The sequence below is a fragment of the Billgrantia montanilacus genome (assembly GCF_003336675.1).
Taxonomy (GTDB): Bacteria; Pseudomonadota; Gammaproteobacteria; order Pseudomonadales; family Halomonadaceae; genus Halomonas; species Halomonas montanilacus.
The window spans coordinates 194,182-208,686 of record NZ_QPII01000002.1; the positions used below are offsets into that span (position 1 = coordinate 194,182).

Annotated in this window: 12 protein-coding genes; all 12 read right to left on the reverse strand. The window is 64.9% G+C overall.

Annotated elements, in window-relative coordinates:
* Positions 1-10: 10 nt before the first annotated feature.
* Entirely contained in the window at positions 11-727 is a 717-nt protein-coding gene (locus tag DU505_RS03535) for an SPOR domain-containing protein (protein ID WP_181872716.1), read from the reverse strand.
* A 29-nt stretch (positions 728-756) separates the two neighbouring features.
* Positions 757-2,070 (reverse strand): bifunctional tetrahydrofolate synthase/dihydrofolate synthase, encoded by a 1,314-nt coding sequence (gene folC / locus DU505_RS03540; RefSeq protein WP_114477617.1) that lies wholly within the window; start codon positions 2,068-2,070, stop codon positions 757-759.
* Positions 2,045-3,076, reverse strand: coding sequence for an acetyl-CoA carboxylase, carboxyltransferase subunit beta (accD, locus tag DU505_RS03545; protein WP_245947763.1), 1,032 nt, complete (start codon positions 3,074-3,076; stop codon positions 2,045-2,047). Before accD ends, folC begins: the two co-directional genes overlap by 26 nt.
* A 66-nt stretch (positions 3,077-3,142) precedes the next feature.
* Positions 3,143-3,958, reverse strand: a complete 816-nt coding sequence (gene trpA / locus DU505_RS03550) for a tryptophan synthase subunit alpha (RefSeq protein WP_114477618.1) — start codon at positions 3,956-3,958, stop codon at positions 3,143-3,145.
* 9 nt (positions 3,959-3,967) lie between these two features.
* Positions 3,968-5,182, reverse strand: coding sequence for a tryptophan synthase subunit beta (gene trpB, locus DU505_RS03555; RefSeq protein ID WP_114477619.1), 1,215 nt, complete (start codon positions 5,180-5,182; stop codon positions 3,968-3,970).
* A gap of 63 nt (positions 5,183-5,245) precedes the next feature.
* Positions 5,246-5,896: a phosphoribosylanthranilate isomerase gene (locus DU505_RS03560; protein ID WP_114477620.1), complete on the reverse strand. Its 651-nt coding sequence runs from the start codon at positions 5,894-5,896 to the stop codon at positions 5,246-5,248.
* Positions 5,893-6,849, reverse strand: coding sequence for a tRNA pseudouridine(38-40) synthase TruA (gene truA, locus DU505_RS03565; protein ID WP_114477621.1), 957 nt, complete (start codon positions 6,847-6,849; stop codon positions 5,893-5,895). The genes DU505_RS03560 and truA overlap by 4 nt, the downstream gene beginning before the upstream one ends.
* Positions 6,850-6,856: 7 nt before the next feature.
* Positions 6,857-9,553 (reverse strand): FimV/HubP family polar landmark protein, encoded by a 2,697-nt coding sequence (locus DU505_RS03570; RefSeq protein ID WP_114477622.1) that lies wholly within the window; start codon positions 9,551-9,553, stop codon positions 6,857-6,859.
* A gap of 228 nt (positions 9,554-9,781) precedes the next feature.
* The gene (gene asd / locus DU505_RS03575) at positions 9,782-10,894 is read right to left on the reverse strand and encodes an aspartate-semialdehyde dehydrogenase (RefSeq protein ID WP_114477623.1); all 1,113 of its coding nucleotides are present in this window, start codon (positions 10,892-10,894) and stop codon (positions 9,782-9,784) included.
* A 152-nt stretch (positions 10,895-11,046) separates the two neighbouring features.
* Positions 11,047-12,126 carry a 3-isopropylmalate dehydrogenase gene (gene leuB / locus DU505_RS03580; RefSeq protein ID WP_114477624.1) on the reverse strand — a complete coding sequence of 360 codons (1,080 nt, stop codon included), beginning with the start codon at positions 12,124-12,126 and terminating at the stop codon, positions 11,047-11,049.
* Positions 12,127-12,376: 250 nt separating this feature from the next.
* Positions 12,377-13,030, reverse strand: coding sequence for a 3-isopropylmalate dehydratase small subunit (gene leuD / locus DU505_RS03585; RefSeq protein ID WP_114477625.1), 654 nt, complete (start codon positions 13,028-13,030; stop codon positions 12,377-12,379).
* A 3-nt stretch (positions 13,031-13,033) separates the two neighbouring features.
* Positions 13,034-14,479, reverse strand: a complete 1,446-nt coding sequence (leuC, locus tag DU505_RS03590) for a 3-isopropylmalate dehydratase large subunit (protein WP_114477626.1) — start codon at positions 14,477-14,479, stop codon at positions 13,034-13,036.
* Positions 14,480-14,505: the final 26 nt, after the last annotated feature.

The window sequence follows — 14,505 nt, forward strand, 5'->3', positions numbered from 1 at the left end:
ACTCTTGACGTCACTCCCTCACCCTCACCAGCAGTCCCTGAAGGTTGGCCTGCTCTTTCAGCTCAGCCATGGCGCGTTCGCCGGACTCGGAGGAGTCGTAGGGCCCGACGTATACCGTGGTCATGTTGTTGTCCCGCCGGCGGCTATAGGCCGAGAACCCCTGCTCCAACAGCTGAGCCTGAAGCCGCTCGGCGTTGCCCGGCTCGGCGAAGCTGCCCACCTGTACCGCCCACTCCCCGGCGGGAGTCGCTGGCGTGGCGCTCGGTGCAGGATCGGCCTGCTGGCTGTCCATCCGCTCGGATGCCGCACGGGCCAGGTCGGCGATCGGATCATCGGCAGGTGCTTCTCGAGCCGGCGGCTCGACGGCCTCGGGCGCCTGTTGGTCAGGGGCTGGCCGGAGCACGTCTGCTGGCGGCACCTCGACGACAGCCGGTTCATCCGACGCCTCGACGCCCGGTTCTGTGACAGATTCGTTGTCAACGGGCTCAGGCAGCGAGCCTACCTCGCCCGGTGCCGACTCGGGGCCACGGATCTCTCCCAGGCTACCTGGCGGCTGCGGGTCTGGCACATCACGTCGTTCCACCGGAACCGGCTGCTCGATGCTCATGACCGGTTGTGGCCGCTCGTCGCGGGGTGCCGGATCGTCAAACAACATCGGCACGAAAATCACCGCCAGGGCGACAAGGATAATGGCCCCGCTGATACGCTCACGCATTCCGTACTTCATCTTGACCTCCTGCCCAGGCTAAGCCACACCTACGCCTGCATCCATGCCAGAATGGCGCCTACGGTAAAGAAGGAGCCGCAGACCAGTACTCGGTCTTCGGGGGCGAGCCGCCCGCTCAGCCATTCGGCTCCCGCCTCCGGCGATGCCGCCTGGAAGGCCACAGCCGCGCCACTTGCCTGAACGTGTTCGGCCAGCTCCGCTGCGCTGCGCGCCCGCACGCCCTCCAGCGTCACTGTCACCCAGGCGTCCGCTACCGCCGCCAAGGCGCCGATCACGCCATCGGCATCCTTGTCGCCCAGCATGCCCAGCAGTATCCAGGTTCGGCCCTTGCAAGGCATCGCATGAAGCCGCCCTGCCAGATAGGCCGCTGCATGCGGATTGTGCCCGACATCGAGACACCACTGCCCCAGCCACTGCATCCGCCCCGGTAGCCGGACGTCGGCCAGTGCACGCCGAGTGGCGACAACATCCAGGGCAACATCGGCCAGGGTCAGCGCCTGAAGCGCCGTTGCTGCATTGTCCAGCGGCAGGCCCGGGTCAGGCAAGTCATCGAGAGACAGGCCGGCGGCGGCGCATCCGCCGCCCTGCCAGCACCAGACGGAAGGACCCGCTTCCTGCCAATGGAAAGCGTCGCCGATGGCGACGATAGTCGTCCCAAGCTCAGCAGCGGTCGCGCGGACGCTCTCCGGCAGGTCGCGACTACCCAGCACGGCAGGCCTGCCGGCGCGAAAGATACCCGCCTTCTCACGTCCGATGCCATCGAGGTCATCGCCCAGATATTCCGCATGGTCCCGGGCGATGGTGGTGATCACTGCCACGTCGGCATCGATGATATTCACCGCATCCAGGCGTCCACCCAGGCCGACCTCCAGAATCGCCAGATCCGGCTGCGAGCCTGCGATGGCCCAAAGAGCCGCCAGGGTACCTACCTCGAAGTAACTGAGACTGACGGGGCTGCCGTCAAGGCGTGCTGCCTCGACCGCTTCGAAGCCGGCAATCAGCATGTTATCGCTGGCCTCCACCCCGTTCAGGCGCAGTCGCTCGTTGTAGCGGAGCAGATGGGGCGACGTGTAGCTAGCCGTGGAGAGGCCATGCGCTCGGGCCAGTGCCTCGAGCATGGCGACCGTGGAGCCCTTGCCGTTGGTCCCCGCCACGGTGATGACACGCCGAGCCAGGGTGATACCAAGCAATCCCATGCGCCGGCCGACCTCGGACACTCTGTCGAGGCCGAGATCGATGCCCATGGGATGCGCTGCCTCCAGCTGAGCCAGCCAGGCCTCGAGTCGGCGGGAGGTGGCGGGTCGCGTCACGGCCGGTTCAACGCGGCGGCTCAGAACGGTCATCTTCCCTGTCAGGCTCGCCAGCCCCGGGTGACTCGTCTTGCGAACCGGCCGGATCGGAGCCTATGGGCTGCTCGATCTCAACCTCTTCGACCTGCTCGGCTATATCGACCAGGTCCGGTTGCGCCAGCATCTCCTCGTCGAGACCGCTGGCTGGCTGGTGGGTCAGCTTGCGCAACACTCCACCCAGCCGGTTTCGCATATCGCCGCGTGACACGATCATGTCCACGGTGCCGTGCTCGAGCAGAAATTCGCTGCGCTGGAAGCCCTCGGGCAGTTTCTCACGCACGGTCTGTTCGATGACCCGCGGACCGGCGAAACCGATCAGGGCGTTGGGCTCGGCCACATTGAGATCGCCAAGCATCGCCAGCGACGCCGAGACGCCACCGAACACCGGATCCGTGAGCACCGAGATATAGGGCACGCCCGCCTCGCGCAGGCGCTCCAACGCCGCCGAGGTCTTGGCCATCTGCATCAGCGAGAACAGCGCTTCCTGCATGCGCGCGCCGCCCGAGGCGGAGAAGCAGATCAACGGTACGCGCTCCTCCAGGGCCAGGGTAGCGGCACGCACGAACTTCTCCCCAACCACGGCCCCCATGGAGCCCCCCATGAAGGTGAATTCGAAGGCCACCACAACCACCGGTAGACCGTCCAGACTACCGCGCATGGCAATCAGCGCATCTTTCTCGCCGGTCTCTTTCTGGGCGGCACTGAGGCGATCCTTGTACTTCTTCGAGTCGCGGAACTTGAGACGATCGACGGGCTCGAGTTCCGCGGATATCTCCTCGCGCCCCTCCTTGTCGAGAAACCAGTCGATGCGCTTGCGCGCGGTCAGCCGCATGTGATGATCACATTTGGGGCAGACGTTGTGGTGCTTCTCCAGCTCAGGCAGGTAGAGCACCGCTTCGCATTTGGGGCACTTGCGCCACAGGCCATCGGGCACACTGGCCCGGCGGTCCTTGCGCTGTATACGCCCCATGGAAGGTACGATCTTGTCAAGCCAGCTCATGAAAGGCTTCCGTATGCTGTCGCGCCCGGCGTAGCCGGGCGTCGTGTATCGAATCGGTTGGCGACTTCAGCGCCCGCTCAGGGCATCCAGGGCCGTGCGCATGTCACTCAATACCGCCTTGAGTTCACCGGCAATGACGCCCGGGTTCTCGGCATTGGCGGCAATGCGGCTGACCAGCGCGCTGCCGACGATCACGCCGTCGGCCACCTTGCCGACCTCGGCGGCGGAGGCGCCGTCGCGAATACCGAAGCCCACGCAGAGCGGAAGGTCGGTCAGTTCACGCAGCGGGGCCAGATGGACGGCCACATCCTCTGCATTGAGCGTAGCGGCACCGGTCACCCCCTTGAGGGCCACATAGTAGAGGTAGCCTTCGCCATGGCCGCATATTGTAGCGGCCCGTTCATGGGAAGTGGTAGGGGCAACGAGAAAGATCGAGGCGAGCCCACGCGCCTTGAGGATAGGGCCCAATACATCGGCTTCCTCAGGGGGCATGTCGACGGTGAGCACACCGTCGACACCCGCAGCGGCTGCCTGGTCGGCGAAAGCGTCCAGGCCGATCCGCTCGACCGGATTCAGGTAGCCCATCAGGACCACCGGCGTTTCCGTGTCAGTCTGGCGGAACTCACGCACCATCTCGAACAGATGGGTCAGGCGCACGCCGTGCTTGAGGGCGCGCTCGCAGGCCTTCTGGATCACCGGACCATCGGCCATGGGGTCGGAAAACGGCACACCCAGCTCAATGATGTCGGCGCCCGCCTCCACCAGCGCATGCATGAACCCGACGGTATACTCCGGGGCCGGGTCGCCGGCGGTGATGAAGGGAATCAGCGCCCGACGGCCATCGGCCTTGAGCGCGGCGAAGCGTTGGTCGATACGGTTCATTTGAGCCCCTTAGAATTCGATGCCGTCGAGTTTGGCAACCGTCATGATGTCCTTGTCGCCGCGGCCGGAAAGGTTGACGACGATGTTCTGGTCGGGACGCATGGTCGGCGCCAGCACCTTGGCATAGGCCAGGGCGTGGGCGGACTCCAGCGCGGGCATGATGCCCTCGACCCGGGTCAACTCGCGAAACGCCTCTAGCACTTCTTTATCGTTGGCAGCCACGTAGTTGACCCGCCCGACGTCCTTCCACAGTGCATGCTCGGGGCCGACGCCGGGATAATCCAGGCCCGCCGAGATCGAGTGGGTGTCGGAAACCTGGCCACCCTCGTCGGACATCAGGTAGGTTCGGTTGCCGTGCAGCACGCCACGGGGCGCATTGGAGGCGAGCGGTGCCGCATGGCGGCCGGTCTCGACGCCGTCACCACCGGCCTCGACGCCATACATCACCACGTCATCGTCTTCCACGAAAGGATAGAACAGGCCCATGGCGTTGGAGCCGCCGCCGACGCAGGCAACCAGCGCATCGGGCAGCCTGCCGAACTCCTCCAGCGACTGACGACGCGCCTCACGACCGACCACGGCATTGAAGTCGCGTACCAGCATGGGATAGGGGTGCGGGCCGGCCACGGTGCCGATGATGTAGAAGGTGTCGTCGACGTTGGTGACCCAGTCGCGCAGCGCCTCGTTCATGGCATCCTTGAGCGTGCGGGTCCCGGACTCCACCGGAATCACATTGGCACCCAGCAGGTGCATGCGATAAACGTTGAGCTTCTGGCGCTGCACGTCCTCGGCGCCCATGTAGACATCGCACTTCAGCCCGAGGCGTGCCGCCACCGTGGCCGTCGCCACACCGTGCTGCCCTGCCCCGGTCTCGGCGATCACCCGCGGCTTGCCGCTCTTCTTGGCCAAGAGAGCCTGGCCAATGGTGTTGTTCACCTTGTGGGCGCCGGTGTGGTTGAGGTCTTCCCGCTTGAGCCAGACCTGCGCCCCGCCAAGCTGCTTCGACCATCGCTCGGCATGATAGAGCGGTGACGGACGGCCCACGTAATGGGCCAGGTCATAGTCGAATTCGGCCTGGAATTGGGGATCGTCGCGAAGGCTCAGGTAGGCCTTCTCAAGATCGTCCAGGGCGAAGCTCAGGGTCTCCGAAACGAACCGGCCACCATAGGCGCCGAAATGGCCACGGGCATCCGGCAGTCGGGTCAGGTCACTGAACTTGCTCACGAAAGACACCTCACAAGGTCGCCAGTAGGAACAGGGGAAGTACAACGAAGATACGGTCGACGCTCAACGGCACCCGTCATCGGCACCATGCACCGCCGCCGCAAAGGCCTTCAGCAGCTCGGGGTCCTTGCAGCCGCGAGCTGCCTCGACGCCACCGGAAACATCCACCGCAAAGGGGCGCACGCTGGCAATGGCTTGGGCCACATTGGCCGGCGTCAGACCTCCCGCGAGAATAACAGGTTTTGTCAGGCTTGCGGGGATTCGCGACCAGTCGAAGGTCTCCCCGGTGCCGCCCGGCACGCCGGGACGATAGGCATCCAGCAACAGCGCCTGGGCACCGGAATAGGCCGCCGCCGCAGCGTGCAGGTCGAGGCCCTCGCGCATGCGCAATGCCTTGATCCAGGGACGCTCGAAACCAGCGCAATAGTCCGGGGGTTCGTCGCCGTGGAACTGCAGGAGGTCAAGGAAGCGGCTCAGGTAGGCGACTCGTTCCGGCGGCTGGTCGACAAAGAGTCCGACGCGAGTGACGAAGGCGGGCACACGCCCGGCGAGAGACGCCAGGCGATCATCGTCGACACAACGGCGACTACCTGGCCAGAGCACGAAACCCAGGGCATCGGCGCCAGCAGCCACGGCGACATCCACGTCCTGCTCGCGAGTCAGCCCGCAGAACTTGATCCGGGTACGAATGGGGTGCTGGGGCGATTCGCTCATGGCGCCTTCTCCTCGACCAGCGTCTCCTCCAGCACTGCTGGAGTGAACGGCTCAGCCAGCGGCCGGCCTCGACGGAACTGGACCATCGGACAGTCGGGAAGCGCCCGCTCACCGGTCCACTCGCCCAGGAACGCCAGCAGGTTGGGCCCCAGTGGTTCCCGGGGCAGATCCCAGATCTCGTCATAGAGCGAATCGACAAAGTGCAGGCCGCAGGCCGGGGCCGTGACGTCGGAGAGGGAACGGTCCTTGAGTGCCAACAGTTCCGCCAGGTAATCGTCACCGCGACCACCACGCCCCACCGTCACCAAGGCGCCAACGATGTTGCGGATCATATGGTGGAGAAAGGCGTTGCCCTGGACGTCGACGACCACCAGGGGTCCGTGCCGATGCACCTCGATGAAATGCAACTTGCGCCAAGGTGTCGTGGACTGACAGCCCGCCGCCCGGAAGCTGGAAAAATCATGTTCGCCCACCAGCGTCTGAGCCGCGCGATGCATCGCCTCGGCGTCCAGCGGGTCACGACACCAGGTGACGTTGGCTCTCTCGAGCACCGGCCGACTCGGCTGGTTGAGGATGATGTAGCGGTAGCGCCGCGCCAGCGCCTTGAAGCGCGCATGAAAATCGTCCGGCACTTCATGCACCCAGCGCACCGCAATGTCCCGCGGTAGGTTGGCGTTCACGCCGAATACCCAGGCTTTCTGCGAACGCGGCACCGGAGGATCGAAATGAACGATCTGGCGGGTGGCATGTACGCCGGAATCGGTGCGACCGCTGCAGTGCACCGTTACCGGCTGGCTGGCGACCTTCGCCAGCGCCCGCTCCAGTTCGGCTTGCACCGAGGGTGCATTCTTGAGGCGCTGCCAACCGCAGTAGGCGCTGCCATCGTACTCCACCCCCAGGGCCAGGCGGCCGCTGAGGGGGCTACGTTCATCGAGACGTCGAAAGAGGGTCATTCGGCCATCAGAGTCGATAGTGGGTGATCAGTTCCCGGGCCTGGGCCTGGAGCCCGGGATCGGCGGTGCTGTCCAGCAGGCGCTTGAGCAAGGCGTGCGCACGCTCGGTCGCGCCGACCTCGAGCAGCCGGCGCGCCTCCTCGAGGTCATCGGATCCGGCCCGGGTGTCGCTAGCGTAATCATTATCCCGTTCCAGAGGCGGAAAGGCCACCTCCTCCACTTCCCACTCCTCCTCTGTCGGGAGCGCCTCGTTAGGGCGCGCAGTATTCTTCGGCGTATCAACCGGCTCGCCTGCTGCGCCCCCGGCCGCCTCCTTGCCCGGCGCGGTGGTGGGAAAATCGATACTCGGCTGCATCGGTGTCTCTTCACGCCGACCCGGCTCAGGGTCGAGGGTGGGTGGCTGATAGTCGATCATGTCGCTCGCCAGACCCGTGGTTCTGCGGGAAGGCTGTTCCGGCGACGACTCGCCCTTCCTCGTCTCCTCCTCCTGCTCCTCAGCTTTCTCAACCTCTTCGTTCTCCAGGGAGGTCATCGGTTCGGAAAATCGGGTCGGCTCATTCGCTGCGTGGAACTGGTGATCGTCGTCGGGCTGGCCGACCCGTGGCCAGTCGTTCTCACTGCCGCCTAGGCCACTGATTTGCTCCACCCCGTCGCCTTTCTCAACCGCGCTGCCATTCCCGGTCTCACCGCCTTTCTCAGCCGCTCTGTTCTGTGGGTCAAGCAGGGAGTCGAATTCCTGTGGCGGCAATTCCCTGGCGGCGGCAAATTCGGACCGTGGCTGGCCCACTCCCTGGTCGTTGTCGGGCGCTGCCGCACGACGGGCGGCCATGAGTCGGCTGGCTTCCGCCACCATCGATGGGTCGCCTCCTTCGGCAAGCCGCTCGGCCTCCTGCTCGGCCGCTGACCAGTCCCCCTGCTCCACATGGACAGCAAGCAGTTTGAGTCGCAGATCGTCCCGGTCGGGTTCGCGGGCGAGCCCGGCCAGGAGGCTCTCCCTGGCCTGGTCGTAGCGTCCGTAGGCCATGAAGATATCCGCCTCGCTGATTGCCTCGGCCTGGGGCATCGGCGCAGGCGACTCGACGGCCGGCTCGGAACTGGTAACGGACATGCCCGCCACAACCGGCGGCGTCACCTGGGAAGCCGGCGGAACATCCGCGGGCGCAGCCGGCGCCCCGTAGGTCACGTTGGGCATGGTGGCGAAGCCCTTGGTCGACTCCGATTCCCGGTACCGACGACGGCGGATCAGCAGCCATAAACCCAACAGGGCCGCCAGACCTGCCCCGCCCAACATCAGTTGGCGGTCCAGGCTATCCTGATAGACCGCTCCCCACCAGGGCGACTCCGCCCCGTTCGCCTCTCCGCCAGGTGGCACCATGCCCCCTCCACCGGGGCCATCCACGCCTTGCCCGCCGGCAACCAGAGTGGCCAACTGGTCGCGCATGGCATCGACCTCGCTGCGCAGCCCACCCAGTTCATTCTGCAGCGCATCGCGCTCTGCCTGAACCGCCTCGAGTGCATTCTGGCTTTCCAACCAGCGACGCTCCAGGTTTGCCAGGCGTTGCGCTTCGTTCTGGGAAACGAGTCCCCCGGCATCGAGCGAAGCCAGCACCTCGGGATCGAGCTGCGACTCAGTCGATGCCACCTGGCCAGCTTCGCTCTGGGAGCGCGTATCCGCCTCGGCCTCGGCAGATTGTGCCGGGTCCGAAGCGGCCTCTGCGGCCAGCTCGGCATCGCTGAGCAATGTCAGCCGAGGCTCCGCGGACTCTTCCACACCAGCCACCAAGCCACCGGCAGCCCCCTCGGCCCCGGATACCGCCTCGGGCTCGCCATCGGTGTCGACAAGCTCGGTGGAGTCGGCTGGCACGGCATCGACACTGGCGACCTCGGTCGTACCCAAGGGGACAGTTGCAGGCGCGCCGCTGCCGCGACTGGCCCAGGCCTGGTTCATGGCCTGCACCACGGCGCCGGCCTGCTGAGACGAGCGCGCCGCAATCGCGTCGCGGGAGGGAACGACCAGGGTATGCCCCGCCCGCATGGCGTTGATGTTGCCAGAGGGGAAGATATCCGGATTGGCCTCGACCAGTGCCACCATCATCTGGTCCATGCTGATACCGCTGTCGGGCCGCAACCGGCCGGCGACGGCCCACAGAGTATCGCCACTGCTTACCCAGGCCGGATCTCCCGACTGGGTGTCTCGCGACTGGGTCACGACGGGCTGCGTCGGCGCCTCCCGCACGGTTTCGGTGGCAGAACGCTCGGCCGTGGAAGCAGGCTGCGCGCGCGACACTCCGACCAGCACCGGCAGTTGGTCGTAATCGGGTGGATCCAGCAACAGGGTGACTTCACGAAGCTGCCTTCCCTCGGGCCACTCGAAGCTCAGCATCAGATCCAACCAGGGTTCGCGCACTGCCCGCTCACTGAAAAGCTCCACCACCAACTGCCCCTCGCGGACCTGCACAGCGGCACGCACGCTGGCCGCCAGCGGCGAGCGTGTCAGCCCTGCGGATTCAAACTCACGAGGTTCGGCCACCGACACCCTGAGCAAGCTTGACTCCATACCAGCGGTATCGGTCAACGGGATCGTGGCACGCAACGGCGCATTGAGCGGTGAATGGACCGCCACCTCCCCGACCCCAAGTGCCAGCGCCTGAAGGCTAGCGGCCGACAGCGATAGCAGCATGGCAATTGTCAGCTTGCGTCTCATAGGTTCCCTTGCGTAGCCGTCGTCACCGACGAGCAACAGTTCGTTTGATTTTTCTAAGGCCGATGACCAAGCCAATACGAAATTTGTATCACATTCTCGTCAGCCTGTGTCTGTGCGGACGCAGAGTATCTCGCCTATACCCGCCCTTCCCTCGGGCTTTCTTCAAAGGATATGAAAACGGGGCACCTCTTGAGGAGGTGCCCCGTCATCACTGGTCGACGCGGTGGATCACTGCTCGCGCAGGATCTTCAACATGCGCTTGAGCGGTTCGGCCGCCCCCCACAGAAGCTGGTCACCGGCTGTGAAGGCGGACAGATACTCGCCGCCCATGTTCAGCTTGCGCAGGCGACCCACCGGGACACTCAAGGTGCCGGTGACGACAGAAGGCGTCAGCCCAGCGATGGTGGCCTCCTTGTCGTTGGGAATCACCTTGACCCACTCGTTGTGCTTGGCGATGCGCTCCTCTATCTCATCTATCGGCACATCTTTCTTCAACTTGATGGTGAAGGCCTGGCTGTGCGAGCGCATCGCGCCGATACGCACGCAGAGGCCATCGATGGGGACCGGGTTGTCCTGCAGACCGAGAATCTTGTTGGTCTCGACGCTACCCTTCCACTCTTCACGGCTCTGGCCATTGTCGAGTTTGGTGTCGATCCAGGGCAGCAGGCTACCGGCCAGGGGAGCAGTGAAGTTATCGACCGGGAAATCGCCACTCCGCATGGCTGCCGTCACCTTGCGGTCGATATCAAGGATCGCACTGGCCGGGTCGTCCAGCTCACTGGCGACGCTGTCGCGCAGGGCGCCCATCTGGTTGAGCAGCTCACGCATGTGCTTGGCACCGGAGCCGGAAGCGGCCTGGTAGGTCATCGAGGTCATCCACTCGATCAGATCGGCCTCGAACAAGCCGCCCAGGCCCATCAGCATCAGGCTGACCGTGCAGTTGCCCCCCACGAAGGTCTTGGCACCGCGCGCCAGCTGGTCGTCGATCACCTTGCGATTGACCGGATCGAGGACGATAGTCGCCTCGTCTTCCATACGCAGGGTGCTGGCGGCATCGATCCAGTAGCCTTTCCAGCCGCCGCCACGCAGGTCACCGTAGACCTGCTTGGTGTAGTCGCCACCCTGGCAGGTGATCACGACATCCAATGCCTTGAGCTCATTGATGTCGGTGGCATCCTTGAGCGGAGGAACGTCGACGCCGATGTCCGGGCCGGACTTGCCAACCTGGGAGGTAGTGAAGAAGATCGGCTCGATGCCGTCGAAATCTCCATCCTCCTGCATGCGCTGCATGAGCACCGAGCCCACCATGCCACGCCAACCGACGAAACCGACTTTCAACATGTGAAGTCCTCCAGAAAAGTATGAACCAACCATTATACAGAATTGAGCCGGGTATTTTTAGCCGCTCCTGCCGCAAGACAGGTATACCGGGGCATCCGCCCCCATGCCGCCAGTATCTACGAGGATAGCGGGCATAGCCCCCGGCCTTCGTATCAAATTGCGTCGAAGGCTCTCAGCACGGCATCACCCATTTCACTGGTGGATACGGTACGCGTCCCCTCGGAGGCAATATCTGCGGTTCTCAGGCCGTCGTCCAGCACCTTGCCCACGGCATCTTCGATGCGCTGGGCCAGCGCCGGCTCGTCCAGCGAGTAGCGCAGCATCATCGCCACCGAGAGGATGGTGGCCAGCGGATTCGCCACGTTCTGGCCGGCGATGTCAGGCGCGCTGCCGTGGCAAGGCTCGTACATGCCTTGCCCGCTCTCGTTGAGCGAAGCCGAGGGCAGCATGCCGATGGAGCCGGTCAGCATGGCCGCGGCATCGGAGAGGATGTCGCCGAACATGTTGCCGGTGACCATCACATCGAACTGCTTCGGTGCACGCACCAACTGCATGGCGGCGTTATCGACGTACATGTGTGAGAGCTCGACGTCGGGATACTCCGGCGCCAGGCGCTCCATGACCTCGCGCCACAGGATGGTAACCTCGAGCACATTGGCCTTGTCCACGCTGCAGAGTTTCTTGCCCCGCTTCTGCGCCATCTCGAAGGCGACACGACCAATGCGCTCGATCTCGCTCTCGGAGTAGACGTAGGTGTTGAAGCCGACCCGCTCGCCGTTGCGTACCTCGATGCCGCGCGGCTGGCCGAAGTAGATCCCCCCGGTGAGCTCGCGGACGATCATGATGTCGAGGCCGGCGACCAGCTCGGGCTTGAGACTCGAGGCGGAGGCCAGCTGCGGGTAGGTGATGGCCGGGCGCAGGTTACCGAACAGACCGAGGTTCTTGCGCAGGCCGAGCAGGCCCTTCTCGGGACGCTTGGCGAGATCCTCGAGTTTGTCCCACTTGGGGCCGCCCACGGCGCCGAGCAGGATGGCATCGGCGGCCTTGGCCTTGTCCAGGGTCACCGCAGGCAGCGGCTCGCCGTGTTCGTCGTAGGCGCTGCCGCCGACCAGACCTTCTTCCACCTCGACGTCGAGGCCGCGGGCCTGGCAGGCGGCCAGGATGCGGCTCGCCTGGGCAGTGATCTCGGGGCCGATGCCGTCGCCCGGCAGTACCAGAATCTTGCGTGTCATGTGTTATTCAATCCTTGTCCTTGCCTTTCTTTAGCGAATGGCGGCGGGCTGTACGGCGACAGGCCCCGGAGCGCCGGACCGTCGAGGAGGCGCTGTGAACCCATCCCTGGGCGCTACTTTTGCCATCCATGGCAAAAGACCTCCTCTCCGGCCTGTCCCCTACGCCCTACAATTCTAGGTTGGTCAATCCATTCCCGGATCAGCCCCACTGCCTCCGGCAGATGCAGAGGGCGAATGCCGAGTAAGCGTGTCAGGCCCGGGCAGACTCGCGGAACAGCCACGGCCGCGCGGCGCGATGGCGCTGTTCGAAAGCGCGGATGGCATCCTCGTCCTTGAGAGTCAGACCGATATCATCGAGCCCCTCGAGCAGGCAGTGCTTGCGGAAGCCATCGACCTCGAACTCAAGGATCTCGCCGGAGGGCGTGATCACCCGCTGGTTCTCCAGATCGACGTCGAGGCGATAGCCTTCGTTGGCTTCCACTTCGGCGAAGAGGCGATCGATCGTCTCCTCTGCCAGTGTGACCAGCAGCAGGCCGTTCTTGAAGGCGTTGTTGTAGAAGATGTCGGCGAAGCTCGGTGCGATCACCACACGAAAGCCGAAGTCCTCCAGCGCCCAGGGGGCGTGCTCGCGGGAGCTGCCGCAGCCGAAGTTGCGCCGCGTCAGCAGGACGCTGGCGCCCTGGTAGCGCGCCTGGTTGAGCACGAAATCGGGGTTGAGCGAGCGCGCCGAGATATCCTGGCCGGGATAGCCCTCATCGAGATAGCGCAGCTCGTCGAACAGGTTGACACCGAAACCGGTGCGCTTGATCGACTTGAGGAACTGCTTGGGGATGATCAGGTCGGTGTCGACGTTGGCCCGATCCAGCGGCGCGACGAGGCCTTCGGTACGTTCGAACTTGTTCATGGCTCAGGCCTCCTCAGCTGCGGGATGGGCATCCAATCGACGCACATCGACAAAGTGTCCGGCAATCGCGGCGGCGGCGGCCATCGCCGGACTGACCAGGTGGGTGCGCCCGCCGTAGCCCTGGCGCCCTTCGAAGTTGCGGTTCGAAGTGGAAGCACAGTGCTCACCGGCGCCGAGTTTGTCGGCGTTCATGGCCAGGCACATGGAGCAGCCCGGCTCGCGCCATTCAAAACCGGCCTCGATGAAGATCTTGTCCAGGCCCTCGGCCTCGGCCTGACGCTTCACCAGGCCCGAGCCCGGAACCACCATGGCCAGTTGAATGGAGTCGGCCACCTTCTTGCCCCTGGCCACCTTGGCGGCCTCGCGGAGGTCCTCGATGCGCGAATTGGTGCAGGAGCCGATGAATATCTTGTCGAGCCGAATGTCGGTGATCTTCTGCTTCGGCGCCAGCCCCATGTACTCCAGCGCGCGGGTGTAACCGCGACGCACGGTGTCGTCACCAGCCTCGGCCGGGTCGGGCACCTCGCCGGAAATACCCGTGACCATTTCAGGGCTGGTGCCCCAGCTGACCTGCGGCTCGATCTCGGCGGCATCGAGCTCCACCACCTTGTCGAAGTCGGCGTCCGAATCGGAGACAAGGTTGCGCCAATCGGCAACGGCGGCGTCCCACTGCTCACCGGTCGGGGCGAATGGCCGGTTGCCGAGGTAGTCGATGGTGGTATCGTCCACCGCGATCAGACCGACCCGGGCACCGGCCTCGATGGCCATGTTGCACACGGTCATGCGCCCCTCCATGGAGAGGTCGCGAATCGCGCTGCCGGCGAATTCAATGGCATAGCCTGTGCCGCCAGCGGTGCCGATCTTGCCGATTACCGCCAACACGATGTCCTTGGCGGTGACACCCGTGCCCAGCTTGCCCTCGACACGCACCTGCATGTTCTTCATCTTCTGGGCCAGCAGGCACTGGGTGGCCAGCACGTGCTCGACCTCGGAGGTGCCGATGCCGTGCGCCAACGCCGCAAAGGCGCCATGCGTCGCGGTATGGGAATCACCACAGACCACGGTCATCCCCGGCAGGGTAGCGCCCTGCTCCGGTCCCACAACGTGGACGATGCCCTGGCGCGGGTCGTTGATCTTGAACTCCTCGATGCCGAACTCTACGCAGTTGTCATCCAGCGTCTGCACCTGGATCAGCGACACCGGATCCTTGATGCCGGCGTTGCCCTCGGCACGCTCCTTGAGCGTCGTCGGCACGTTGTGGTCGGGCGTGGCCAGGTTGGCATCGAGACGCCATGGCTTGCGCCCGGCCAGGCGCAGGCCCTCGAAGGCCTGCGGCGAGGTCACCTCGTGGAGCAACTGGCGGTCGATGTAGATCAGCGCGGTGCCGTCGTCGCGCTCCTTCACCAGGTGCTGCGACCACAGCTTGTCGTAGAGTGTCTGGCCTGCCATATCGTTCTCCCGGGCTCTGGGGCCCT